This is a genomic window from Pseudomonas sp. H3_A02 (assembly GCF_054671965.1).
Map to the genome: position 1 here is coordinate 5,013,575 of NZ_CP162807.1, position 24,677 is coordinate 5,038,251.

19 protein-coding genes and 1 pseudogene are annotated in these 24,677 nt (G+C 61.9%); 12 read left to right on the forward strand and 8 right to left on the reverse strand.

Annotated features, from left to right (window positions below):
- Positions 1-153 precede the first annotated feature (153 nt).
- The 7 genes from AB4N80_RS21985 (at position 154) to AB4N80_RS22015 (ending at position 9,298) form a co-directional block, all read left to right on the forward strand.
- A complete protein-coding gene (locus AB4N80_RS21985) occupies positions 154-1,398 on the forward strand; it encodes an MFS transporter (RefSeq protein ID WP_122568384.1) in 1,245 nt (414 codons plus the stop codon).
- Positions 1,399-2,234: 836 nt separating this feature from the next.
- A complete protein-coding gene (locus tag AB4N80_RS21990; RefSeq protein WP_122568383.1) occupies positions 2,235-2,750 on the forward strand; it encodes a sigma-70 family RNA polymerase sigma factor in 516 nt (171 codons plus the stop codon).
- Positions 2,751-3,728 (forward strand): FecR domain-containing protein, encoded by a 978-nt coding sequence (locus tag AB4N80_RS21995; protein WP_460078801.1) that lies wholly within the window; start codon positions 2,751-2,753, stop codon positions 3,726-3,728.
- Positions 3,729-3,827: 99 nt separating this feature from the next.
- Positions 3,828-6,239 carry a TonB-dependent siderophore receptor gene (locus tag AB4N80_RS22000; RefSeq protein ID WP_460078803.1) on the forward strand — a complete coding sequence of 804 codons (2,412 nt, stop codon included), beginning with the start codon at positions 3,828-3,830 and terminating at the stop codon, positions 6,237-6,239.
- Between the two features lie 64 nt (positions 6,240-6,303).
- Positions 6,304-7,491: an ABC transporter substrate-binding protein gene (locus AB4N80_RS22005; RefSeq protein WP_305481392.1), complete on the forward strand. Its 1,188-nt coding sequence runs from the start codon at positions 6,304-6,306 to the stop codon at positions 7,489-7,491.
- A complete protein-coding gene (locus AB4N80_RS22010; protein ID WP_122568379.1) occupies positions 7,488-8,549 on the forward strand; it encodes a FecCD family ABC transporter permease in 1,062 nt (353 codons plus the stop codon). Before AB4N80_RS22005 ends, AB4N80_RS22010 begins: the two co-directional genes overlap by 4 nt.
- A complete protein-coding gene (locus tag AB4N80_RS22015; RefSeq protein ID WP_122568378.1) occupies positions 8,543-9,298 on the forward strand; it encodes an ABC transporter ATP-binding protein in 756 nt (251 codons plus the stop codon). Before AB4N80_RS22010 ends, AB4N80_RS22015 begins: the two co-directional genes overlap by 7 nt.
- A 43-nt stretch (positions 9,299-9,341) precedes the next feature.
- On the opposite strand, the gene AB4N80_RS22020 is transcribed toward AB4N80_RS22015, so the two are convergent.
- Complete coding sequence (locus AB4N80_RS22020; protein WP_305481391.1) at positions 9,342-11,303, reverse strand: methyl-accepting chemotaxis protein; 1,962 nt, start codon at positions 11,301-11,303, stop codon at positions 9,342-9,344.
- Positions 11,304-11,574: 271 nt separating this feature from the next.
- Here AB4N80_RS22020 and AB4N80_RS22025 point away from each other — a divergent pair, with 271 nt between their 5' ends.
- From AB4N80_RS22025 to AB4N80_RS22035, 3 genes are read left to right on the forward strand one after another with little or no spacing between them, the layout of a single operon-like run.
- Positions 11,575-12,372, forward strand: coding sequence for a MipA/OmpV family protein (locus AB4N80_RS22025; protein WP_460078808.1), 798 nt, complete (start codon positions 11,575-11,577; stop codon positions 12,370-12,372).
- Entirely contained in the window at positions 12,372-13,058 is a 687-nt protein-coding gene (locus AB4N80_RS22030; protein WP_122568375.1) for a response regulator transcription factor, read from the forward strand. Before AB4N80_RS22025 ends, AB4N80_RS22030 begins: the two co-directional genes overlap by 1 nt.
- The gene (locus AB4N80_RS22035) at positions 13,051-14,400 is read left to right on the forward strand and encodes a sensor histidine kinase (protein ID WP_305470627.1); all 1,350 of its coding nucleotides are present in this window, start codon (positions 13,051-13,053) and stop codon (positions 14,398-14,400) included. Before AB4N80_RS22030 ends, AB4N80_RS22035 begins: the two co-directional genes overlap by 8 nt.
- 156 nt (positions 14,401-14,556) lie before the next feature.
- Here the strand turns inward: AB4N80_RS22035 and AB4N80_RS22040 are convergent, their stop codons facing one another.
- The 5 genes from AB4N80_RS22040 to AB4N80_RS22060 all read right to left on the reverse strand — a co-directional run bounded on the left by AB4N80_RS22040 (position 14,557) and on the right by AB4N80_RS22060 (position 21,407).
- Entirely contained in the window at positions 14,557-15,813 is a 1,257-nt protein-coding gene (locus AB4N80_RS22040) for an MFS transporter (protein ID WP_122568431.1), read from the reverse strand.
- A gap of 351 nt (positions 15,814-16,164) precedes the next feature.
- Entirely contained in the window at positions 16,165-17,418 is a 1,254-nt protein-coding gene (locus AB4N80_RS22045; protein ID WP_122568373.1) for an OprD family porin, read from the reverse strand.
- A 94-nt stretch (positions 17,419-17,512) separates the two neighbouring features.
- Positions 17,513-18,817 (reverse strand): CitMHS family transporter, encoded by a 1,305-nt coding sequence (locus tag AB4N80_RS22050; protein ID WP_122568372.1) that lies wholly within the window; start codon positions 18,815-18,817, stop codon positions 17,513-17,515.
- A 140-nt stretch (positions 18,818-18,957) separates the two neighbouring features.
- On the reverse strand, positions 18,958-20,283 hold the full coding sequence (locus tag AB4N80_RS22055) for a dicarboxylate/amino acid:cation symporter (RefSeq protein ID WP_122568371.1): 1,326 nt from the start codon (positions 20,281-20,283) through the stop codon (positions 18,958-18,960).
- A 41-nt stretch (positions 20,284-20,324) separates the two neighbouring features.
- Positions 20,325-21,407, reverse strand: a complete 1,083-nt coding sequence (locus AB4N80_RS22060) for a 4-oxalomesaconate tautomerase (protein ID WP_305470623.1) — start codon at positions 21,405-21,407, stop codon at positions 20,325-20,327.
- A gap of 168 nt (positions 21,408-21,575) precedes the next feature.
- Between AB4N80_RS22060 and AB4N80_RS22065 the strand changes: the two genes are divergently transcribed.
- Positions 21,576-22,466, forward strand: a complete 891-nt coding sequence (locus tag AB4N80_RS22065; RefSeq protein WP_003200706.1) for a LysR family transcriptional regulator — start codon at positions 21,576-21,578, stop codon at positions 22,464-22,466.
- Here AB4N80_RS22065 and AB4N80_RS22070 read toward each other — a convergent pair.
- Positions 22,391-23,776 carry an MFS transporter gene (locus tag AB4N80_RS22070; protein WP_460078813.1) on the reverse strand — a complete coding sequence of 462 codons (1,386 nt, stop codon included), beginning with the start codon at positions 23,774-23,776 and terminating at the stop codon, positions 22,391-22,393. The two genes, AB4N80_RS22065 and AB4N80_RS22070, sit on opposite strands and share 76 nt — an antisense overlap.
- A gap of 125 nt (positions 23,777-23,901) precedes the next feature.
- Between AB4N80_RS22070 and AB4N80_RS22075 the strand changes: the two genes are divergently transcribed.
- Positions 23,902-24,360 (forward strand): winged helix-turn-helix transcriptional regulator, encoded by a 459-nt coding sequence (locus AB4N80_RS22075; RefSeq protein WP_122568368.1) that lies wholly within the window; start codon positions 23,902-23,904, stop codon positions 24,358-24,360.
- A gap of 162 nt (positions 24,361-24,522) precedes the next feature.
- Here AB4N80_RS22075 and AB4N80_RS22080 read toward each other — a convergent pair.
- Positions 24,523-24,618, reverse strand: a pseudogene (locus tag AB4N80_RS22080) (LysE family translocator); the annotation flags it as partial.
- Positions 24,619-24,677 lie beyond the last annotated feature (59 nt).

Consider the following 24,677-nt stretch of genomic DNA (forward strand, 5'->3'; position numbering starts at 1 on the left):
CAGGTTGCGCTGGATCCATCAGGCATACAGAGGCTGCTGCGGTATCGACAGCTTGCAACCTCTCGTACAGCCGGGCATCTTGCCGACCGTGTCGTCGCCTGCAGCACATGCTGATCTACCCGCTTGCGAGCGTTTAACCACCGAGGCTGAGTCATGTCCCACGCAGGTGTCATCCAGGGTTCGAACGTCAGAATCCTGATTTACCTTCTATTCGCGATCCAGCTCATCTCCATGGGCGCGATGGAAATGAGCGGGCCGTTCTGGCCGGTCCACCTGCGCGGGCTGACGTCCTCGGAGTCGGTCTTCAGCTTCGCCAGCATCGCCGTGTATGTCGGGCCGATGCTGGGCATCATTCTGACCAGCGCCTTCTGGGGTCGTATCGGCGATCGCTACGGTCATAAGTTGATGATGATCCGCGCCCTGGCGGGCCTGTCATTGACTCAGTTGGGGCTGGCGCTGTGCAGCGATATCTGGGCCATCCTGGTGCTGCGCTTTTTGCAGGGTGCCTTTGCCGGGTACATCGCCCCGGCGCAAGCCTATGGCGTCAGCATCGAAGCCCCGTCGCGACGGGCGCGGCTGTTCGCGATCCTGCAAATATCCACCAACGTCGGTTCATTGCTCGGCGCGGTGGTCGGGGGCCTGATCCTCGATCACGCCACCTTCTTCTGGATCAACATCATCGCCTCGGCCTTGTGCGCGGTGTGCACGGTGGTGGCCGCCGTGACCTTGCCGGACGTGCCGCCGGTGAAGAAACCCGCGATCAGCCAGGCCCCGGCGACAACAAGCCGTACCGACAGCGTCTGGCAAGGATCGCCCTTGCTGTCGTTGCTGTGCGTCATGGGCATCCTGCTGTTGGCGCGGATGCTGCCACAGACCTCATTCTCCTTGTACGTGAGTTCGGTATTCGACGTCAGCAACTCGGTGGTCGGCCTGTGCTACGGCTTGCTGGCGCTGGGTTTCATCCTCTCGGCCACGGCCTGGTCGCGCTATTTCGAGCACCGTACCCAGCAGGACACCTTGCATCGCATCATCTACGTCGTGCTCGGCTGCATCGCCCTGACCGCCCTGGCGGGGGTCACGCGCAATGCCATCGTATTTGTCGTCGTCTACTTCATTTGGGGGGTGCTGCTGGGGGCTACCACGCCGGTGCTGATGGCGCTGATCTCGAAATCCGCCGACAGCGCACGGCAAGGCCACGTGCTGGGCATTGCCCAAGGCACCGCGCAGTTCGCTTCGATCGCAGGCATCTCGGCTGGTGGATTGCTCAGCCAGGTCTACGGCTTGCAGTACACCTACCTGTTCGTTTGCCTGGCTTATGGGTTGGCACTGATTCCCGTTGTCGTCTTGCGCTACTGGCCCGCGAGCCTGCAAGCCAGTCCCGCCCCGCCTGGGGACTGATCGAGGAGGGAGCGAGCTTGCTCGCGATGGCGCCGGTACAGTCCACATCCCTGCAAGCTGACATACCGTTATCGCGAGCAAGCTCGGCTCCCACACTGATCTCGGGTGTTCATGGAAGCGGTGTTCACCGCAGATCTTTGTGGGAGCGAGCTTGCTCGCGATGGCGCCGGTACAGTCCACATCCCTGCAAGCTGACATACCGCTATCGCGAGCAAGCTCGGCTCCACACTGATCTCGGGTGTTCATGGAATCGGTGTTCACCGCAGATCTTTGTGGGAGCGAACTTGCTCGCGATGACGCCGGTACAGTCAACACCCTGCAAGCTGACATACCGCTATCGCGAGCAAGCTCGGCTCCCACACTGATCTCGGGTGTTCATGGAATCGGTGTTCACCGCAGATCTTTGTGGGAGCGAGCTTGCTCGCGATGACGCCGGTACAGTCAACATCCCTGCAAGCTGACATACCGCTATCGCGAGCAAGCTCGGCTCCCACACTGATCTCGGGTGTTCATGGAATCGGTGTTCACCGCAGATCTTTGTGGGAGCGAGCTTGCTCGCGATGACGCCGGTACAGTCAACATCCCTGCAAGCTGACATACCACTATCGCGAGCAAGCTCGGCTCCCACACTGATCTCGGGTGTTCATGGAATCGGTGTTCACCGCAGATCTTTGTGGGAGTCGAGCTTGCTCGCGATGACGGCGGCACATTCAATCTCAATGCAGCCTGATCCACCGATATCGCGTGCAAGCTCGCTCCCAGTCGATGCCGCTTGCGTCGCGGGCAAGTTGTCCTTTAGCATTGGGAATACTTCTCAATTGCAAAAAGCTGCAGCCATGAGCGAAACCCTGCCCGCGAACAACGACCATCATCTGCGCGTGATCGAAGACCTGTACGCCGGCCATCACGGCTGGCTGTACGCCACGCTGAAGAAAAAGCTGGGCAATGCCATGGATGCGGCGGACCTGGCCCAAGACACCTTCACGCGCATTCTTGCCTCCCAAGTCACGGCCATTGACCAGCCCCGGGCCTACCTGAGTTGCGTGGCCAAGGGCATTCTCATCAATTGGTATCAGCGCAAGGCCCTGGAACGCGCCTACCTGGAGGCGCTCGCGCATTTGCCGGCCCAGGAAGTGCCGTCCCCTGAATTGCGCTTCCTGGTGCTGGAAACCTTGCACGAAATCGATGCCATGCTCGACACCCTCCCGGCGCCGGTCAAGCGGGCATTCCTGTTGTCGCAGATCGGCGGTCTGAAATACGACGACATCGCCCAACAGCTGAACGTCTCGCTGATCACGGTCAAGCGCTACATGAAGCAAGCATTCGTGCAGTGCTTGATGCTGGTGGAATGAATGCTCACTCGTCGCCGTGAGCCGCCCCTCGATCCCAAGGTTCTCGAAGAAGCCGCCGAGTGGCTGATGCGCTTGAGTGAAAGCGACCTCAGCGACACCGAGCGTGCCGAATGGGAGTGCTGGAGAGCCAGCAGCCCCGAGCGCGGCCGGGCCTGGTCTCGTGCGCAGTTGCTGCAAAGCAAGCTCGGCGGCTTGCCACGAGCATTGGCAATGTCGGCGTTGGATCGCCCAAGCAGCCCCGAACGGCGTGCGGCCCTCGGCAAACTGGCGTTGCTGCTGGCAGCGGTGCCTGTCGGTTGGGGCAGCTGGAAACTGGCGCAGTCGCAGCAATGGTCCGCCGACTACCGCACCGCCATTGGCGAGCGTCGCGAGTTGACCCTGGCCGACGGCTCGCACCTCACCCTCAATACCGGCACGGCCATCGACGTGCTGTTCGACACCCAGCAGCGGCTCATCCGTGTGCGCGAAGGGGAAATCCTGGTGCAGACCGCGCCGGATGCTTCACCCCAGGCCCGACCGTTCCTGGTCAGCACCGGCGAGGGTCGGATGCAGGCCCTGGGTACGCGGTTCACCGTGCGCCAACTGCCATCGCGCACCCAGTTGGCGGTACTCGAAGGCGCCGTGCGGATTGAATTGGCCGAGGCTCGCCGGGCCGCGCCGCTCATCGTCAACGCCGGGCAGCGCACCGACTTCTCGTCCCAGGCCTTCGGCCCGTTGACCCCGACAGATCGCAACGTCGGCGCCTGGACCCAAGGCATGCTGATGGCCGACAAGATGCGCCTGGCGGATTTCGTCGCCGAACTGGCGCGCTATCGCCGGGGCTTCGTGCGGTGCGACCCGGCCATCGCCGAGCTGCGGGTTTCCGGCGCCTTTCCCATCAGCGATACCCAGCGCACGCTCAACATGCTGGTGCAAACCTACCCGGTCCTGGTCACCGGCCATTTGAGCGGTTACTGGGTAACGCTCTCCCCTGCCTGACCCCACAAAAATTATTCGCTACCCAGGTGATACTTTTTTTGATCTCAACTGGCAAAGAAAGGAATAACCATTTCATCTCCTCCATAGGGTCATCCATCCATGCTCGTTGCACGGCCCCTGCGTCCGGATCGTCCGTCCAAGCCCGTCATGCGCAGTGTGCTGTTGAGCCTTGCGTTGAGCACGGTCACCGGGTCGTTCGCCTTCGCCGCCGTGCCCGCGCAACTGGAAGCCATCGCCCCGCGCGCCTATGAAATCGCCCCCGGGCCGCTCGGCCCCGCCCTGTCGAGTTTTGCGATAGCCGCCGGCATTGCCTTGTCGTTCCAGCCGTCAATCACTGAGGGCCTGGTCAGCCCGGGACTCTCCGGCACTTATCCGACAGCCCAAGCGCTCACACACCTGCTGGCCGACAGCGGCGTGGAGATGGTTGCCCGCGACGATGGCAGTTACACGCTGGTACTGCGCCAGGTGTCCCTGCCTGAGATCAACGTCGATGCCGCCGGTAGACGCAGCACCGGCCTGCCACCCACCGACGCCAGTGGCCAGGTCGCCCGCGGTGCCCGCCTCGGCCTGCTGGGCAACGCCGATGTGATGGATGCGCCGTTCAGCATCAGCAGCTACACCTCGACGATGATCAAGGATCAACAGGCGGTCACCGTGGGCGACTTGCTGGAGCGCGATGCTTCGGTGCGCTCCACTGGCCAGGCGGGCGGTATCGTCGACTCGTTCTTCATCCGCGGTTTTCCGTTGGGGGAAGGCAATCTCGGTGAGTTGGCGTTCGACGGTGTGTATGGCGTGGCATCCAATTACCGGGTATTCACCGATTACGCCGAGCGCATCGAACTGGTCAAGGGCCCCGCCGCCCTGCTGTATGGCATGTCGCCCAACAGCGCCGTAGGCGGTGTGATCAACGTGGTCCCCAAGCGCGCCCTCGACGAAGACCTGACCCGGTTCACCAGCCGCTACGCCAGCGACTCGCAACTGGGCGGTCACCTCGACGTCAGTCGACGCTTTGGTGAGGAGCGCCGGTTCGGGATCAGGCTCAACGGTAGCCTGCAGCAGGGTGACACGGCCATCGACAAACAGTCCCGAGACGTCGGTACCGGCGCCATGTCCCTGGACTACCAAGGGGATCGCCTGCGCATGACCCTGGACCTGATCAGCCAGGATGAAAAGTTCGACGCCGCCTCACGCCCTTTCAGGATCGACCCCGGCGTGCAAATTCCCTCCGCCGCCAACGGCCGCACCAGCGTCAGCCAGGACTGGGGACGCTCGCGAGCCCGGGACAAATCGGCGTTGCTAAGTGGCGAGTATGACCTCAGCGACCAGTTGACCCTGTTTGCCCACGCCGGCGGTGGGAAATCCGAGGTCGAGCGCCTGTCCGACCAGACCCCGACCATCCTCAATGCCGCCGGCGACACCTCATCAGTTCCCGGTTATTACAAATTCAAAGTCCAGCGCTACACCGTCGACGCCGGCGCGCGCCTGGGCTTCGACACCGGGCCGGTCAGCCACCGCACGGTGCTGCAAGTCAGCCGTTATCGCGACGAGTTGTCCCGGGGCATTGTTTCCGGCCCCGCCATCCTCTCGAACATCTATCACCCGGTCGACCGGCCCCGGCCCAACCTCGCCGAGCCCCACACGCCGAAAGTCTCGGCGAGCGAACTGTCGGGCGTCGCCCTGGCCGACACCTTGTCGGTGCTCGATGAGCGCCTGCAAGTCACCCTCGGGCTGCGCCGGCAAAACATCCAGTCGGACAACTACAACACCACCGTGGCCACCCCGTCCTACGACAAGAGCAAGACCACGCCCCTGTTCGGTATCGTCGCCAAGCCCTGGGAGCATGTCGCGCTGTACTACAACTACATCGAAGGCCTGAGCAAGGGTGACATCGCGCCGTCCGCCGCCACCAACGCCGAAGAGGTTTTCTCCCCCTACATCTCCCGCCAGCAGGAGATCGGGGTCAAGGTCGACTACGACCGTTTCATGGCCACGCTGGCGTTGTTCCAGATCAAGAAACCCAGCGGTGAATTGTCGTCCGGGGTGTTTTCGGTGCAGGCCCAACAACGCAACCGTGGCGTGGAATTGAACCTGTCCGGCGAAGTTGCCCGGGGCACGCGCCTGCTCGGTGGCGTAACGCTGCTCGATGGAGAACTGACCCGCACCCGTGTGGCCGCCAATCGTGGCAACACACCGGTGGGCGTCCCCAAGGTCCAGGCCAACCTCTGGGCCGAGTGGGACACCCCGGGCATCGACGGGCTGACGCTGACCAGTGGCGCGATCTACACCGCCAGCCAGTACGTAGACCAGGCCAACACCCAAGAACTGGATGCCTGGACCCGCTTCGATGTCGGTGCCCGTTATGCCACCCGCATCGCCGAACGGCAGACGACCTTTCGCGCCACGGTGCAGAACGCCTTCGACCGCGCCTATTGGTCGGGAGTCGCGTCCTATGGCGCGTTTTCCCAAGGCGCACCGCGCACGCTGTTGTTATCCGCCACCGTTGATTTCTGAAACCTGCGGGCCGGGGCGGCGACTTGCGCCGTTGTCCGGTCCGGCTTTTGTAAAGGCATGAACCATGGTTACCGCTTTTCGCCGCCCTCACACCCTCTTCGCCCTGCTGTTCGCCGGGCTGCTCGGTGTGTCGTTGCTTTCGCTGACGCCCCGCAGCGCCCTGGCCGTCGAGGCGGACCCTGCCCTGGGCAGCGTGACCGACCTGCTCGGGCGCCAGGTCAAGGTCCACCTCCCGGTCCGGCGGGTGATCCTCGGCGAAGGCCGCCAGTTGTATCTGGTGGCGGCGCTGGATACGCAAAACCCCATCGAACGCATCGTCGGTTGGCGCAAGGATCTGATCCAGTCCGACCCGGACACTTACGGGGCCTATCTGCGCAAATTTCCCGACATCGCCAAGATCCCGACCTTCGGCGGGTTCGAGGACGGCACCTTTGACATCGAGCAGGCGATTTCCCAGCGTCCCGATGTGATCATCCTCAATATCGAAGCCCAGCACGCCACCGAGGATGCGCGCTACATCGAGAAGCTCGACGCCTTGGGTATCCCGGTGGTCTACGTCGACTTTCGCAACAACCCGATGCAGAACACCGAGCCGACCATGCGCCTGTTCGGCCAGTTGTTCGGCAAGCAAGCCCGTGCCGAAGCCTTCATCGATTTTCGCAACCAACAGATTCGCCGCGTCACCGACGTCATTGAAGCGCGCCACCCTGCCCGGCCAAAAGTCTTCATCGAGCGCATCGGCGGTTACACCGATGATTGCTGCCTGAGTTTCGGCAACGAGAATTTCGGCCTGTTCGTGGAAATGGCCGGCGGCGATAACATCGCCAAAGGCATCATCCCCACCACGTTCGGCCAGTTGAATGCCGAACAAGTGGTGGTCGCAAATCCGGCGCAGGTGGTGGTCACCAGTGCCAACTGGGAAGCCTTTGCCCCCGGTGGCCATTGGGTCGGAGTCGGACCGGGGGCGGACATGACCCAAGCCAGGCAAAAACTGGCGTGGTACACCCAGCGGCCAGCCTACGCCGGCATCAAGGCCCAGGACGACCGAGCGTTCCACGCCATTTGGCACCAGTTCTACAACAGCCCCTATCAGTTCGTAGCCATCCAGCAATTGGCCAAATGGTTTCACCCGACGTTGTTCGCCGACCTGGACCCGGATGCCTCGTTCCGCCAACTGCATGAGCAGTTCCTGCCGGTGCCTTATGAGCCGGGCTACGCCGTCAGCCTGCGCCAGACCGAGGACAAGCCATGACTTCGCTGAACGAAACCCTGGTGATGCAACGTGACACCTACCGGCGCCTGGTGCTGCGCAAGCGGCTTATCCTCGGTGGGCTCGCGCTGTTGCTGATCTGCAGCGTCCTGCTCGACCTGGCCCTCGGGCCGGCCCGCTACAGCCTCGACGAAGTCCTCGGTGCGCTGTTGTCACCCGACAGCGCATCGCCCCAGGTCCGCGTGGTGATGTGGGACATCCGCCTGCCCGTGGCGCTGATGGCCGTGGCGGTGGGTGCCGCCTTGTCGCTGGCCGGCGCGCAGATGCAGACGATCCTCAACAACCCGCTGGCCAGCCCATTCACCCTGGGTATTTCCGCCGCCGCCAGTTTCGGCGCGGCCATGGGGCTGGCGTTTGGCGTGGCCTTGTTCCCGCTGGCGGCGCAGTACATGGTGCCGGTGAACGCGTTCATCATGGCCATGCTGTCGGCATTGCTGATCCACTTCCTGAGCCTGCGCCGCGGTGTCACCGCCGAGACCATCGTGCTGCTCGGCATCGCCTTGGTGTTCACCTTCAATGCGCTGTTGGCGCTGGTGCAATTCTTTGCCACCGAACAAGCCGTGGCCGCCGTGGTGTTCTGGACGATGGGCAGCCTGACCAAAGCCACCTGGCCCAAGCTCGGGGTGATCTGCCTGGTGATCCTGGTCACCCTGCCGATTTTCGCCCGGCGCGCCTGGGCCTTGACCGCGCTGCGCCTGGGGGACGACAAAGCCGCGAGTTTCGGCATCAATGTGCGCAGCCTGCGCTTTCAGACGCTGATCATGGTCAGCCTGCTTGCCTCGTTCCCGGTGGCGTTTGTCGGCACGATCGGCTTCATCGGCCTGGTCGGCCCGCACATTGCGCGGATGCTGATTGGTGAAGACCAGCGGTTCTTCCTCCCGGCGTCCCTGCTGACCGGCGCACTGATTCTGTCCGCCAGTTCGGTGATCAGCAAAACCCTGATCCCCGGGGCCATCTTCCCCATCGGCGTGGTCACGTCGCTGATCGGCGTGCCCTTCTTCATATCCTTGATTCTCGGCGGGAAGAAAAACTCATGGTAACGATCCGGCTGGAGAATCTCGGGGCCCGCTACGGCCAGCGCACGGTCATTCACGGCGTCACCACCGCAGCGTTTGTCGGCGGCCAGGTGGTGGCGGTGGTCGGCCCCAACGCGGCGGGCAAATCCACCTTGTTCAAGCGCATGGCCGGGTTGATCGACGGCCCTGGGCAGGTGGTCTTGGCGGACTCGAAAAAGGGACCCCAGGGCATCAGCTACATGCCCCAAGGCTTGAACGCCAGCGCCCGGTTGACGGTGTACGAGTCGGTGCTGCTGGCGCGCAAGCAGCTCACGCCGGGCTGGGTCGTCCATGATGATGAGCTGAAGCTGGTGGACGACATTCTCGCCGCACTGGGCATCACTGAGTTGTCGTTCCGTAACCTCGGCGAGCTCAGCGGCGGACAGCAGCAACTGGTGTCGATCGCCCAGACCCTGGTGCGCGAACCGGAAATCCTGCTGATGGATGAACCGACCAGCGCCCTGGACATGCATCGGCAAGTCCAGGTGCTGAACTTCATGCGGGCCCTGGCGCGCAAACGCCAGGTCATTGTGTTCATCGCCATCCATGACCTGAACCAGGCGCTGCGCTTTGCCGACCAGGTGCTGGTCATCGCCGACGGCACCGCCCAGGGTAGCGGCCCGAGCGCCGAGGTGATTACCGAGCCGATGCTGCGCCAGGTCTACAAGGTGCAGGCACGGATCGAGCAGTGTAGCCGCGGCGAGCGCCACATCCTGATTGACGATATCGTTTGAGCGCACACCCGGGCCTTGCGCCAAAGGCCCGGGGCCGCAGGACCTAGGCCACCTTGAAGCGATTGACCAACTGTTGCTGGTACTCGGCCAGGCGAGCCAGTTCCTGGCTGGTGATGGCTGTCTGCTCGGCTCCGGCGCTCACCTGGATCACCAGGTCATTGATCTCGTTCACGTTGCGATTGATATCCTCGGACACCGCGCTTTGCTCTTCGGCAGCGGAGGCGATCTGGATGTTACGGTCGCTGATCGTCGCCACGCCCTCGGCGATCTCCACCAACAACTCGCCCGCGCGCTCGACTTTGCTCGCCCCGTCCTGAGCCTTGTCCAAGGTCTGCTGCATGGACAGCGCCGCACGATCCGACCCGGCTTGCAGGTTGCTGATCATCTGTTGAATGTTGCCCGTGGATTCCTGGGTCTTTTGCGCCAAGGTACGCACTTCGGAGGCGACCACCGCAAAGCCGCGCCCATGATCCCCAGCCCGCGCCGCTTCAATCGCCGCATTGAGCGCCAACAGATTAGTCTGTTCGGCAATGCCGCGAATCACATCGAGCACGGAAGAAATGGCATCGCTTTCCAGCTTGAGATCACCAATGATCCCAGCGGTTTCCTCGGCCTGCCCGGACAATTGGCGAATCAGCCCGATGGTGCTTTCGATTTCCACGCGCCCTTGGGCCGTATTGAGATTGACCTGTTGCGACATGTGCGCCGCATCGTTGGTACTTTGCGCCACCTCGCGCACCGTGGCGCTCATCTGATTGATCGCGGTGGCCACCAACTCGGTGCCTTGGCGCTGTTGCTCGACACTCTCGCTGGTCTGGACCGTCACCGTGGAAGACTCTTGCGCGGCGGTGGCCACTTGCGCCGTGGCATTGCCGATTTCCTGCACGACTTCGCTGATCTCTTGCGCCATGCGATTGAGGTTGCGTGAGATCTGGCCGAACTCATCCCGGCCTTCATAGGTGGCCCTGGCGGTGAGGTCACGCTGGGCAAGGCCGTTCAGAACCCGGTTCACATCGCGTACCGCCAGATCGATCAGGCGGATGATCACATACGACAGTACCGTCACCGCCAGCAGCGCCACGATGACCGAGCCGAGGGTCAGCCACAACGCACGGTTTGCTTCATCACGCCCCTGTATCGCCAGGCGGCTGACGCTTTGACCGAGAGCTTCTTCCACCTGGCTCATCATGTCGATGCGCTGAGTGGAGAGTTCGAACCAGGCCTCTGGCTTGATGCCCAGCGACTGGCCCAAAGGAACCTCGAAAGCCAGGCGCTGCAACTTGCCGACTTCGACCGCAGCGGGTTTGAGCATCTGCTCGGTAAATTGTTGAAGCAGGGCTGGCTGGGCCTGGCGACGGAATGCGTCGGAATAAGCAGAGAACTCGCCGAGATTTCGGCTAAAGCGCGATAACAAGGTCTCGTCGAAACGATCCTGACTGAATACCAGGCCCAGCACGACCCGTTCGCGTCCGGCCCGTTCTTTCATCTCGATAAACTGATTGAGCGCACCGAGCGCATGAACAATGGTGGCGTTATTGATCGTCGCTTCCAAAGAGTGGGTATAGCCCATCAGCGCTTGAATGATCTCGGTATAACGAACACCGGATTCGGTGCTACTGATACCCAACTTATCCACTTGCCCACGAATGGCGGGCAGTTGCTCCAAGGCCTGGAGGACAGTGTCCAATTGCGCGCTCCCCGACGCAGACAACCGGCGCACCACCTCGGCCGAGGCATTGGAGCCCTGGCGCGCCTGGGCCATCCGTTCGCCCATCGACTTGCCACCGCTGCCCAGGAACACCCCGCTGGCGCCGCGCTCGCGCTGCAATACCGTGATCAGTTGACTCAATTTCTGCGCCGTGGCGCTGGCGGTGACCGTGGCGTCCATATCGCGCAGTGTCTTGTAGTTGTCCACGACAAAGACGCCGGCCAAGGTGAGGAATCCCAATAAGGGAAGTAGCAGGATCAATAAAAGTTTCAGACGCAGCGGTGCATTCCTGAGCATTTCCGTTCAAGCCTCATTTCATATTGAATTAGTGACGCGTGAACTTGTTGTAAGAAGGCTGTTATACACGCTGACTTGGGTCGATCTTAGCGCAATACTAAATAGCCATCACCCCTGATATTGCACCGCTTGGCACTTATAACGGTCATGAAGCGGGAATATGTATTTGCCTTGATCGAGGTCAAGCTTTCGACAATTAACCGTAAGTATCCGGTAAGGGAAAACGCTCAACGATAGGCGCGCATTTCATCCTGTCCCGTTGGAGCCCCCCATGCATTTGCTGCGCTTAGCCGTTTCAACCATCCCGAATGTGATCCTGCTCGCCGTGGTCAGTTCGGCGATGACCGCCCAGGCTACAGAGCCTGAAACCGTCGAACCGTCGTCGTCTTGGGGACTGGGGGTCGGCGCGATCAGCAGCCAGCAGCCCTATACCGGCATCGATCGTGACAACAAGGCGATACCGCTGATCTACTTCGAGAACGAATACCTGCGGGTGTTCGGCCCAAACGCCGAGGTCAAGCTGTCGCAGTTGGAGATCAGCGACACCCAGCAAATCGATTTCAGCCTCGTGGGCCAGTACGACTTCAGTGGCTATGATGCCGATGACTCGCGGGTTTTCGATGGCATGAGCGACCGTAAAAGCAGCTTCTGGGCCGGGGCCAAAGTGCAGTGGCACACCAATCTGGTGGACGTGCACGCCGAGTGGCTGGCGGATGTCTCGGGCAACAGCAAGGGGCAGCGCTTCAACCTGGGCCTGGAGCGGACCTGGCGGCTCGGCGAGCACATCACCCTCACGCCCCATGTGACGGCTATGTGGCAGGACAATAAATACGTCGATTATTATTTTGGCGTGCGCGACAGTGAAGCCCGCATCGGTCGCGCGGCCTATGCCGGCAAGTCTGCCCTCAATAGCGAATTTGGCATCCGGGGAAACTACATGTTCGATCAGCACCACTCTGTGTTCCTCGATATCAAGGCGACCCGCTTCGCCAGTGAGATCAAGGACAGCCCGCTGGTAGACCGTTCTACCGAAAACAGCGCGCTGTTCGGCTACCTGTACCGCTTCTGATGAGCCGCATTCTGCTGGTCGAGGACCACGAACGCTTGGCGCAACTGGTCAGCACGGGATTGACGAACGCCGGGATCGCCGTCGATGTGATCAACCGCATGGATGGCGCATGGGCGGCCATCCAGCGGATGCCCTACCAGGCGTTGATCCTCGATCGCGGCTTGCCGGACGGCGACGGGCTCGTTTTGTTGAAGCGCCTGCGCAGCGCCGGGCTTGGCCTGCCGTGCCTGGTGCTCACGGCACGGGATGCCCTGCATGATCGGGTACAGGGGCTCGATGCCGGTGCCGATGACTATCTGCCCAAGCCGTTTGCCATGGATGAAATGGTTGCCCGGGTGCGGGCTTTGCTGCGGCGCCCGGTGGACTGTCGCCCACTGGCCCCCAGCCACGGTGACCTGAGCCTGCAACCCGAGACCGGCACTATGTGTTGTGCCAATGAAAGCATTACCTTGGCGCCGGCGGAAATGCAGATCATGTTGCTGCTGTTGCGCAAGTCTGGGGAAATCGTCCGTCGCCCCAGCATCGAGGCGGCGGGCTGGGGCTTGAGCGAAGCGGTCACGCCGAACGCCCTGGACGTGGCCCTGCACCGTATCCGCCGCAAGCTGCTGGCCATCGGCTCCCGCCAACGCATCGTCAACCTGCGAGGTCTCGGTTATGCGCTCCGCCAGGTCGACGTGGTTGAGTAGCCTCAGGTTCAAGGTGCTGCTGGCCTATATTGCCGGCGTGGCGCTGAGCATCCTGCTGATCGTCTCGGCGGCGTTGGTCCTGGTCACCTCACAGAGCGACATCCTGTCGGTCATGAACATGGCCGAACGCACCCAGGAGCTGGCGGAAAAACTCCAGTTCGATGCTGGCGGGCGCCCGGTCGGATTCGACCCCAGCGAGGCGGATCGAATCTGGACCTATGACAGCATGCGCCAGGAGATCGGCTACCGCGTGCTGGACGCCTCGGCAAACGTGGCCCTGGCGTCCACCGATGCGACCTTTTGGCCGGCGAGCGCCTCGGTGCGCCCTTTGGAGCAGGAACCGTTCAAGTTCGAGCGCCAGGGCATTTTGATGTATGGCGCCACCGCACCGGTCGAACACGACGGCCAGACCTGGTTCCTGCAGCTCGCCGTCAGCGAACGGTTGATGGACCTTTTCCACGGTGCCTTCGCCCTGCCCTTCATGGGCGCCGGCATCGTCCTGTTCAGTCTGGTACTGCTCTTCGTCTTTGGCGCCTGCGCCTATGTCATTTTGGGCTATACACTCAAACCCTTGCGCGAAGTGTCCGAGTCAGCGGCGGCCATCTCGCCTCGCTCGCTGCATTCACGCTTGCAAGTCAGCAGCGTACCGTCCGAGGTCGTGCCACTGGTGGACAGTTTCAATCGAGTCCTCCAACGCCTGGAAAATGGCTACCGGATCCAGCAGGAATTCCTGGCGACCGCGGCACACGAGCTGAAGACACCGCTGGCGCTGATACGCGCGCAAATCGAATTGATGGCAGACAGTCCCGATCGCAATGCGCTGCTCAACGACGTGGCCCACATGACCCGTCAAGCTCAGCAACTGCTGTTGTTGACCGAAACCAGTGAGGCCCAGAATTATCGGTTTGCCGCGGTCGAACTGGCCGATGTGGCGAAGGAAGCCACCGACTATCTACAGCGCATGGCCGAAGCCGTCGATGTGCGCCTGGTGCTGGCCGAGGATTGCACGGGCATTGCCCCTTGGCAGGCAGATCGCAGCGCCCTCTTCACCTTGCTGAAAAACCTGCTGGAAAACGCCCTCCAACACGCCCCTCGGGGCACGGAGGTTCGGGTGGACATCGGCAGGGATCACCTGAGCGTACGCGACTGGGGCCCTGGGGTTGATCGGGAGCAACTGCCCCAGCTGTTCGTACGCTTCTGGCGCGGACCTCATCGTCGCGACCATGGCGCCGGCCTGGGTCTGACGATCTGCCAGGAAATCGCCCAGGCCCATGGCTGGACGCTCTCGGCCACGAGGGCGGAGCCAGGCTTGTTGCTGCAGGTATCTCGACGAGATGACTAGATTCAGATGCCAGGCATGATATGCAACTCAATGTGGGAGCGAGCTTGCTCGCGATGATGGCGGCACATCCAACATCGATGCCTGCTGGACCACTGCTATCGCGAGCAAGCTCGCTCCCACAGGGGGTTGAGTATGGGGGGAACTTGATGGGCGGCCTCAGGCAACGCCACCGTCAGCTACCGCAAGGGTGTCGACCTGGGGAACGCGGCTTGGCCGGAACGTCTCGGGCATCGCCAGCAACAGACCAAATGCCAACGCGGCAATCGCCGCCAGGGTCAGGAACGCCGCGCTGTAGCCAGCTCCTTGCACGACGAAGCCGGCCAGGCTGTTGCTCAACGCAGCACCGAACCCGAACACCGTCGACAACACCCCGAGGCTGACGTTGAAACGCCCGGTGCCCTGGGTCAGGTCCTTGACCACCAGCGGAAACAGCGCGCCAAACAACCCGGCACCAATCCCGTCCAGCAACTGCACCGCCACCAACCAATAGGGATCGTCGGAGAGTACGTACAACACACCGCGGATGGGCAGGATCAGGAAGCCGGCCAGCAGCAACGGCTTGCGGCCCCAGGCATCGGCCTTGACCCCCACCAGCCACGCCATGGGCACCATGACCAGTTGCGCCGCAACGATACAGGCCGACGTCAGCGGCGTGGCCAGGTGCACGTTGGCCTGGGCCAGCTTCTGGCTGACCAGGGGGAGCATCGCCGCGTTCGCCAGGTGAAACAGCCCACAGCAAATGGCGAACAACAGCAGCGTGCGGTTATCCAGCAAGACCCGCAGCGTCGAGGGTACCGGGCCGTGGACCGACTGACCGGCCTCCAGGCCCCGTGCCACGTCATGGTCGATGGCTTCGGCGGACACGCAACTGACCGCCACGATGCTGGCCAATGCCATGGCCGCCATCAAGTAGAACACCGCAATGGGACCGAACAGCCAGGCGAACCCACCCGCCAGCAGCGCTGCGCAGGCATTGCCTGCATGGTTGAACGTTTCGTTGCGCCCGGTGCGCCGCGTAAAGGCCTTGGCGCCGGTAATGCCCAGGGAAATCGCGGCGATAGCCGGCGCGAAGACCGATGCCGCCACGGCGCCGATGGCCTGGGTCAATGCCACCAGGCCGAAGGACGAGGTGAACGGAAGCACCAGACAACCCAGCGTCACCATCAAGGCCGCGACAGCCACCACGGCACGCTTGCTGCGCACCCGATCGATCAACGCGCCGGCGGGCGCCTGGGCGACGAGGCCGGCCATCGCCGCCACCGTCATGACCACGCCAATGCTGGCCGGGTCCCAGCGATGCACCGCCAGTAGGTAGATCGCCAGGTAAGGACCCAGCCCATCGCGCACATCCGCGAGGAAAAAATTCAGGCCATCCAGGGACAGGTTGTTGCGTCGGTCTCGGTTTCGATCCACAGCGGCCTCGACGAGGGCTTTGCCCAAAGTTGATTGACGCCATGATGTCGCAAAGAATCGAACCGAGCCACCGCGACGAACCCGAGGCCACTGAGAAAACCGTTGATAGTTCCCACCTGTGGGAGCGAGCTTGCTCGCGATAGCGGACCATCAGCCAACGATGATGCTGGATCTGACACCGTCATCGCGAGCAAGCTCGCTCCCACACTGGCTTTTGGGTTGGGTGGGAGTTCACCCCTCAGCCAGGAGAGCTGAGCCCGATCTCGCAACGATTCGATCCTAGCCACTGCGATGTACGCGCAGCCGCTGAGGGCGCGCTACGCCAAGGCGTCGGCCGTCGCACACAGCGCCCTACCAAAGCGCGATGTCGTAGGTGAAATAGATCCGGTTACTGTCACGACCCCGGGCAAAGTCCGAGCGATAGACGTAGTTTCGCACCTTCACGCCCAACCCCTTGAACGTACCCTGCTGCACCACATAGGCGATCTCTGCGTCACGTTCCCACTCTTTGACCGTGGTGTTGGACTTGCCGTCGTTGCCGCTCAGGTAACGGGTGGAAAACGTCAGGCCGGGCACACCGAGGCGAGCGAAGTCGTAGCCGTAACCGAGCATCCAGGTCTTCTCGTCTTCCTCGATGAACTTGCCGATCCCGACGTTGCTGAAGGAATACACCGTGGCGCCGCTGATGTAAGGCAAGCCCGCATCGCCGCTGAGCGTTTGGTAGCCGGCGCTCAACGTGTGGCCGACAACGGCGTAGGACAGCGACCCGCTGAGCATGTCGTTGTCGACCTTGCCGCCGTAGGCCGACCCCGAATCGACGCTGTTGAAGTAGCGCAGGTCGCTGGTCAACACCCCGGCGCCCAGGGGCAGATCATGCTGGATGCCAACAAAGTTCTGTCGATAGAAATTCTCCAGCTCGCCGTAGAAGTAACTCAGGCGGATGTTCTTGCCCAGCTTGTAGTCGGCGCCGGCATAGCTGAAGTCACCGGACTTATCGCCACCATAGCCGTCGGGCACGATAGGCATGCTGTCGCTCGAATCCCGCAGCTTGAAACGCTCCAGATGCCCGCCGGTGAGGGTGAGGTTGTCGATGTCACTGCTCGTGATCTGGGTGCCCTGGTAAGTCTGGGGCAACAGCCGCGCATCGTTGTAGATCAGCACCGGGGTCTTGGGCAGCAAGGTCCCGTATTTGAGCGTGGTCTTGGCCAGCCTGGCCTTGGCGGTCATGCCCGCGCTGGCGAACTCGTCGGCGGCGCGACCGTCGTCATGCACCGGCAGCAGACCGGTGCCGCTGCGGCCACGCCCGGAGTCGAGCTTGACCCCGAGCAGGCCCAAGGCATCGACCCCAAAACCGATCGTGCCCGGCGTAAAGCCTGACTGGTAATCCAGCAGGAAACCCTGGGCCCATTCGGTGCGCTCACTCTTGGCGGTCCTCGCCGCCCGTGCGCTCATCCCGTGCTCGTCACGGAAATTTTCGTTGAAGTAGACGTTGCGCAATTGCAGCTTCAGCTTGCTGTCGTCGATGAAACCTTCGGCGCTGGCCGTGGCCAGGGGCAACAAGCCAAGGATTGGAAACAAAGCCCCGCGGGTAAGCAAAGTGGTCATGTCTAGCTACTCGTTGTTGTTATTGGGCGTGCAGGCCGGCACCCCCCCACTTGCGGGGGCGTGTCAGGCAGGAAAACCAAGGTTGTCGGGTGAATCAGGAAAACAGCGTCAGCGCCCCGGTCAGCAGGGCCAGTGCGGTAATCACCAGGGACGTGAGCACCGCCCATTTGACGGTGGCTTTCTGGAAGTCGCCCAGGTCGCGGTCGACCATGCCCACCAGCAACAGGGTCGATGCCACCAGCGGGCTCATCAGGTGCACCGGCTGGCCGAGAATGGAGGCCCGGGCAATTTCCACCGGATCGATCCCGTAGGCTGCCGCGGCGTTGGCCAGGATCGGCACGACACCGAAGTAGTAGGCATCGTTGGACAAAACGAAAGTCAACGGCATGCTGGTAATCGCCACCACCAGCGGGAACAGATGCCCCCAGGAAGGCGGGATCCAGTCCACCAGGGTTTGCGCCAGAGCATCGACCATTTTCGTCCCGGAAAAAATCCCGGCGAAGATGCCCGCGGCAAACACCAGCAGGACCACGGTCATGGCGTTACCCGAATGGGCAAGAATGCGCTCCTTCTGAATATCCAGTTGCGGGTAGTTGATCATCAGCGCCAGGACGAAACCGATCAGGAACAGGATCGCCGAGTGCATGAGCCCCATCACCAGCGCGACCATCACCGCAACCACCAGCAGCAGGTTGACGTAGGCCAGCTTCGGACGCTTGTGTGGCGTGTCCTCCATGATCGCGTTGATGTAGCAGTCACCGCCACCGCTTTGCAGCTGAACGTTGCCGATGCGCTTGCGCTCGGCACGGCCCAACAGGAACGCCGTGAACACCACCCACATCGCACCGCCGATCATGGTCGGCAGCAACGGCACGAAATACTCGCCGGCATCCAGGCCCAGCGCTGCGATCGCACGGGTCGCCGGACCGCCCCAAGGGGTCATGCCGCTCATGATGCTCAACGAGAGCATGGAAATGGTTGCCAGAATCATCGGATTCATGCCGATGCGCTTATACAGCGGCAACATCGCGGCACAGGTGATCATGTAAGTCGTCGTGCCGTCACCGTCCAGTGCCACCAACAGTGACAGCAGCGCCGTGCCCACGGCGATCTTCATCGGGTCGCCGTTGACTCGTTTGAGGATCTTGCGGATCAGCGGGTCGAACAGACCGGCGTCGATCATCAGGCCGAAAAACAGGATCGCGAACAACAGCAATGCCGCCGACGGCGCGACCATTTTCAGGCCGTCCAGCATCATCTTGCCGGTGGTCCCGCCAAAGCCGCCGATCACGGCAAAGACGATCGGTACCACCGTCAGCGCGACGATCGGTGATAACCGTTTGGTCATTATCAGGAAGGTGAAGACCACCACCATGGCCAAGCCAAGTAAAGCGAGCATATGTCAGATCTCTTGTTGTTATGAGTAGCTTGGCAGACACCCAGGCACACGCCCTCCCACCCGCCAGGCAACACTAAGGCGTGCCTGGCGCAGAGGTATTGAGTGAGCTTACGCGGTGCTGTCAAGTCAGCCGTGAGCGGTTAGATGTGTTTGGCGACCTTCGTGCCGTCCCAGCTCGAGTCCGTTGCCGGGGTCTGCGTCTGGGCGGGTTTGCCATCCAGGGTCTGCAACAGGACTTTGCGGTCACAGGCATTTTCCGAGAGGGAGATCACCACGGTCGCGACGGCGTTGCTCGCCAGGCTGGTCAACGCCCGCGCTTCAGACATGAACCGGTCGATTCCGATCAACAGGGCCAGGCCCGCCAGGGGAATGTCGTGGATGACCGTCAAGGTCGAGGCCAAGGCGACAAACCCGCTACCGGTCACACCTGCGGCACCCTTTGACGACAGCAGCATGATCGCCAGCATGGTGATGACCTGGGTCAGCGTCAGATCGATGTTGCAGGCCTGGGCAATGAAGATCGCCGCCAGCGACAGGTAGATCGCCGTGCCGTCAAGGTTGAACGAATAACCGGTCGGCAGTACCAGCCCCACGACGCCTTTCTTGCAGCCCAGGGCCTGGAGTTTTTCCAGCATTCGCGGCATCACCGGTTCGGTCGAAGACGTCCCCAACACCACCAGGAACTCTTCACGCAGATAACGCAGCAGCTTCCACAGGCTGAAACCGTGTGCCCGGCAAATGCTGCCCAACACCACGAAGACGAAGAAGGCGCAGGCGATATACAGGGTCATGATCAGCTTGGCCAGGGAGCCCAGCGACGTGATGCCGTACTGCCCCACCGTGAAGGCCAAGGCCCCGAAAGCGCCAATCGGAGCGAAACGCATCAGGTAGGAGAAAATCTTGAACACCATGTGCGAAGCTGATTCCAGGACCTCCAGCACAGGCTTGCCGCGCTCGCCCAAGGACGACAAGGCAAAACCGCAGAGCACCGCGATAAACAGCACCGGCAACACCTCGCCTTTATTGAAGGCGCCGATGAAGGTGTCGGGGATGATGTGCATGAAGAAATCCACCACGCTCAGTTTCGCGGCGGAGTCGGTGTACTGCGACAGTCCTTGGGTGCTCAACTGCGTCGGGTCGATGTTCATGCCCGCGCCGGGCTTGAACAGGTAGACCGACACCAGGCCGATGATCAGGCTGATCACCGTCAGCGCCAGGAACAGCAGCATGGTCTTGCTCAACAAACGCCCCAGCGAGCGCTTATCGCTCATGCCGGCGATGCCAGTGACAATGGTGCAGAACACCACCGGCGCGATCATCATCTTGATCAGCTTGATGAAGGCATCACCCAGCGGCTTCAAGGCAATCGCCTGTTGCGACCAGAAATGCCCGACGACCACGCCCAGCAGCACGGCGCAGATGATCTGGAAGTAGAGCGATTTAACAACTTTCATGGCATCACCCATTTTTAGAATTGTTCTGATGCAAAAGACCCAGGCGACCTGGGCTATCCGGCCAGCCGTTGGGACGCCGTGGCGTAGACGTAGCCTGAGAAAAGCCGGCGCGCAGTACGTACTACCGAAGCCCGAATGGTCTCACCCTTTTCACCGGTGTAGGACAGTACGACATCGATACCGCCGCTTGGGTGTTCGATCCGAACCTGTTGCAAGCGCGGCTCACTGACGGTGCCGAGCAACTGTGCGACGACACTGCCCTCGGTCACGCATGCGGTGGCCAGGCCGATGGAGCCAGTGATCGCCAGGGCGCGGTGACAGTTGTGCGGCATGAAGTAACGCACCTGGATCGTCCCGCCGGACTTGGCCGGAGACACCAGCACCGGCTTGGGAATGACCTTGTCACTGACATCACCCAGGCCCATGGCCAGGCCGGCTTTCAGGCGCAGGGACTCCAGGCGCTGCAGGAAGGCTTTATCGGCGTCCAGTTCAGCGGGGCTTTCATCGCCGCGCTTGCCAAGCTGGCTGGCCTGAACAATCACCATCGGCATCGCCATGTCGATGCAGGTCACCGGGATGCCGTCAATCACGTCCAGGGTTTGCCCGGTCGGAAACAGTTTCCCGGTCTTGCTGCCCGCTGCGTCGAGGAAGGTCAGTTGCACCGGAGCGGCCGTGCCAGGCACGCCGTCGATGGCGGTGTCGCCTTCATAGCTGACCTTGCCTTCCGGGGTTTGCACGTCGGAATTCACGAAGGTCCCGGTATTGAGGTTACGAATGCGCACCTGGGTCAGGTCACCGGAAGCCTTGACCAACCCCTGCTCAATGGCGAACGGGCCGACGGCGCAGAGCATGTTGCCGCAGTTGGGAGCGGTATCGACCCGACGCTGGGAAACCATGACCTGAACGAACAAATAATCGACATCCGCGTCAGGGTGCAGCGATGGGCTGACGATCGCCACTTTGCTGGTTTGTGGACTACCGCCACCGATGCCGTCGATTTCCAGCTCGTGGCCGGAGCCCATCAGGTTGAGCAGCAGCTCGTCACGTTCGGCGATGGCGACCGGCAGATCCCAGGCGAGAAACACCGGGCCTTTGGAGGTACCGCCGCGCATTAGCACACAAGGAATTCGCTGCATGATCACTAACTCTTGTTGATCAATCTGGATAATTGATGCTCTGGACACAAGAGTGGCAGGGTTTAAAAAGTGTTTCCAATGCAAAGATCGGAGCGATTATTGCGTTTCACAAATGAATTATCTTACGATGATTGGTATCGCGCAGCCCTCTCTCCGCCGAGGTAGAACATGGAATATGAGCTCCAGGACATACGATCTTTCGTGAAAATCGCCGAACTGGGCAGTTTCCACGAAGCCGCTGATGCGCTGCACCTGTCGCAACCGGCCCTGAGCCGACGGATGAAAAAACTCGAGGAAGGCCTGGGCACCGCTTTGCTCGATCGCACGACTCGCAAGGTCAGCCTGACCAGTGTCGGCCGTGATTTCCTGCCCAAGGCGCGGCGCCTGCTGGATGATTTCGACGACTCGATTCTCAACATCCGCGAGCTGGCGGAACGGCAGATCGGCCGGGTGACCTTGGCCTGCATCCCCACGGCGGCGTTCTATTTCCTGCCTTCGGTGATCCGCCTCTACAACGAGCGCTACCCGAAAATCCGCATCCGCCTGCTCGACCTCAGTGCCAACGAAGGGCTCGAAGCGGTGCTGCGCGGCGAAGCCGACTTCGGCATCAACATGATGAGCGGCCAGCACCCCGACATCGAGTTCGTGCCCCTGGTCAACGAACCCTTTGTGCTGGCCTGCCGGCGCGACCATGAGTTGGCTGAACGCAGTGCGGTCACCTGGTCGGAACTCAGCGATTACCGGCTGATCGGCGTGGGTCGCCTGAGCGGCAACCGCATGCTGCTGGATCATGCGCTGTCGGGCCTGAGCTGGCGCCCGCAGTGGTTCTATGAAGTGCAGCACCTGTCGACGTCGCTGGGGCTGGTCGAGGCGGGCCTGGGCGTGTCGGCGATGCCCAGCCTGGCAATGCCCGCCGGGGATCATCCAACCCTGGTCAGCGTGCCGCTGATCGAGCCGGTGGTAAACCGCTCGCTGGGCCTGGTCTACCGCCGGGGCGCATCGCTCTCCCCGGCCGCGGAGAAATTCGTCTCGATCCTGCTTGAGCAGTGGCCGCAATGAAGCGAGCGCCGCCACAACACCAGTGCGGCGAGGCTGATCAAGGCGCCCAGCAGGCTGACCGCCCTCCAGCCCCACAGCGCATAGACCTGGGTCGCGGCGGCCGCCCCCAGTGCGCTGCCCACCGAGTAGAAGCACATGTACGCGCCGACCATGCGACTTTGGGCATCAGGCCGCGCGGCGAAAATCAGGCTCTGGTTGGTGACGTGCACGGCTTGTACCGCGAAGTCGAGTAGCACCACGCCGCAGACCAGTGCGATCAGGGAGCTCTCGGTAAAACTGATGGGCAGCCAGGAGAGCGTCAGGAGCCCCAGCGACCAGCCGGTCACCCGTTGTCCAAAACCTCGATCTGCCCAACGACCGGCGCGTCTGGCCGCCAGGGCCCCGGCGACGCCCGCCAGGCCAAACAGGCCGATGGCCGTGTGTGAAAGCGACAGCGGCGCGGCGCTCAACGGCAGCACCATCGCCGTCCACAGCACTGAAAAAGCGGCAAAGATCAGCAAGGCCAGCAGGCCCCGGGTCCGCAGCACCGGCTCGGTCGCGAACAGCATGAACAGCGAGCGGATGAGCGCCAGGTAGGGCTGCCGGTTACCGGGCGACACGGCGGCAGGCACCCTGGCCCAAAACACCGCCGCGATGATCAACATCAAGCCCGAGGAAACGAAATAAACCCCGCGCCAGCCCGCCAGATCGGCGATCACCCCGGAGGTAAACCGCGCCAGGAGAATCCCCAGGACAACGCCGCTGGTGACGGTTCCCACGGCCTGCCCTCGCTGCGAGGGCGAGGACAGCACGGCGGCATAGGCCACCAGCACCTGGACGACCACTGCCAGTAACCCCATCACGATCATGGCGCCCAGCAAAGCCAACCAATGTTGGGCTGCGCCGACGGCTGCCAGCGCAATCGCAGACAACACCAACTGCGCGAACACCAGCCGTTTACGGTTGATCCTGTCCCCCAACGGGACGATCAACAGCAATCCCAGGACGTAACCCACCTGAGTGGCCGTCACCGCCACCCCGATCAATCCTTGAGCAACGCCCAGGCTCTCGGCCATCGAGACAAGCAAGGGCTGGGCAAAGTAGACATTGGCGACGGCCAGTGCGCAGGTCACGGAAAACAATAACGTGAGCGATGGCGAAAGCCCTGGGCACTGCTGTTCATTCAACGACCCTGTGGCGAGGGAGCTTGCTCCCGCTGGGCTGCGTAGCGGCCCCTTTTGTGAGCGCTTCGCACTCAAGCGGGAGCAAGCTCCCTCGCCACCCTGCTTGTCCGAAGGCTGCCGGGTGAAACAGTCGGCCTCTGCTGTCATGCACGTCTCCTTGGCGCTAAACTGGTTTCAATTAAAAACCTGAACGGATTGTTGATCGATCAGGTTTCAATTTGCAACCACAAAGTTCCGGCCAACTTGGCAATGCTTTTTCAGAGGTCAATGAAATGGAAACCGCTTCATCGCAAAACAACGAATGCCCGGTCGCCAGGACACTGGACGTGATTGGCGATCGCTGGTCGCTGATGATCATTCGAGACGCCTTCGACGACATACGTCGATTCAGCGAATTTCAAAAGAGCCTGGGCGTTGCCAAGAACATTCTGGCTTCGCGACTCAAAGCCTTGGTCGAGGTCGGCGTACTCGACGTTCGACCCGCCTCGGATGGGAGCGCCTACAAGGAGTACGTCTTGACGGAGAAAGGCCGGGAGATCTTTCCAGTGGTAGTCAGCCTGCGGCAGTGGGGCGAACGTTTCCTGTTCGAGCCGGGAGAGACGCGCTCCGTGCTGCTGGACAACGCATCCGGCCAGGCCCTCATGCCGATGGAGGTGCGCTCGGCAAGCGGTCAGACACTCGGGCCGACCGATTGCCACAGGGTGAGACTCGTGACCGACAACCTGACGTGAGCGTTTTTATCTCTGCAAGACCAGGGACAGGTCCGGGTACCTGGCGCACATGAAATCGGCCACTATGAAGACTTCGTTCGCGAGGCCGTCGCCGGGGTTTAAATGGCACAGGCAGTACTGTCAGGTCATCCCTGCTCAGCGATGGGCGCTCGGTCAGCGGATGACCGATCTGGAGACCACGGCGACGAAATTCGGCCCAGGAATCACCACACCGGCCAGGTAGACCAAAAAAACTGTCAAGACAGCGGAACCGTCGATCTTGTGCTTCCTCGCGAGGTCTGTGGGTGGTGATCGTTACCCAAAATGCCGTATGGCGG

What these genes read in the sequence shown, in the direction of transcription:
- AB4N80_RS21985 (WP_122568384.1), top strand. Translation starts at nt 154, where the DNA reads ATGTCCCACGCAGGTGTCATCCAGGGTTCGAACGTCAGAATCCTGATT.
- AB4N80_RS21990 (WP_122568383.1), top strand. Translation starts at nt 2,235, where the DNA reads ATGAGCGAAACCCTGCCCGCGAACAACGACCATCATCTGCGCGTGATC.
- AB4N80_RS21995 (WP_460078801.1), top strand. Translation starts at nt 2,751, where the DNA reads ATGCTCACTCGTCGCCGTGAGCCGCCCCTCGATCCCAAGGTTCTCGAA.
- AB4N80_RS22000 (WP_460078803.1), top strand. Translation starts at nt 3,828, where the DNA reads ATGCTCGTTGCACGGCCCCTGCGTCCGGATCGTCCGTCCAAGCCCGTC.
- AB4N80_RS22005 (WP_305481392.1), top strand. Translation starts at nt 6,304, where the DNA reads ATGGTTACCGCTTTTCGCCGCCCTCACACCCTCTTCGCCCTGCTGTTC.
- AB4N80_RS22010 (WP_122568379.1), top strand. Translation starts at nt 7,488, where the DNA reads ATGACTTCGCTGAACGAAACCCTGGTGATGCAACGTGACACCTACCGG.
- AB4N80_RS22015 (WP_122568378.1), top strand. Translation starts at nt 8,543, where the DNA reads ATGGTAACGATCCGGCTGGAGAATCTCGGGGCCCGCTACGGCCAGCGC.
- AB4N80_RS22020 (WP_305481391.1), bottom strand. Translation starts at nt 11,303, where the DNA reads ATGCTCAGGAATGCACCGCTGCGTCTGAAACTTTTATTGATCCTGCTA.
- AB4N80_RS22025 (WP_460078808.1), top strand. Translation starts at nt 11,575, where the DNA reads ATGCATTTGCTGCGCTTAGCCGTTTCAACCATCCCGAATGTGATCCTG.
- AB4N80_RS22030 (WP_122568375.1), top strand. Translation starts at nt 12,372, where the DNA reads ATGAGCCGCATTCTGCTGGTCGAGGACCACGAACGCTTGGCGCAACTG.
- AB4N80_RS22045 (WP_122568373.1), bottom strand. Translation starts at nt 17,418, where the DNA reads ATGACCACTTTGCTTACCCGCGGGGCTTTGTTTCCAATCCTTGGCTTG.
- AB4N80_RS22050 (WP_122568372.1), bottom strand. Translation starts at nt 18,817, where the DNA reads ATGCTCGCTTTACTTGGCTTGGCCATGGTGGTGGTCTTCACCTTCCTG.
- AB4N80_RS22055 (WP_122568371.1), bottom strand. Translation starts at nt 20,283, where the DNA reads ATGGGTGATGCCATGAAAGTTGTTAAATCGCTCTACTTCCAGATCATC.
- AB4N80_RS22060 (WP_305470623.1), bottom strand. Translation starts at nt 21,407, where the DNA reads ATGCAGCGAATTCCTTGTGTGCTAATGCGCGGCGGTACCTCCAAAGGC.
- AB4N80_RS22065 (WP_003200706.1), top strand. Translation starts at nt 21,576, where the DNA reads ATGGAATATGAGCTCCAGGACATACGATCTTTCGTGAAAATCGCCGAA.
- AB4N80_RS22070 (WP_460078813.1), bottom strand. Translation starts at nt 23,776, where the DNA reads ATGACAGCAGAGGCCGACTGTTTCACCCGGCAGCCTTCGGACAAGCAG.
- AB4N80_RS22075 (WP_122568368.1), top strand. Translation starts at nt 23,902, where the DNA reads ATGGAAACCGCTTCATCGCAAAACAACGAATGCCCGGTCGCCAGGACA.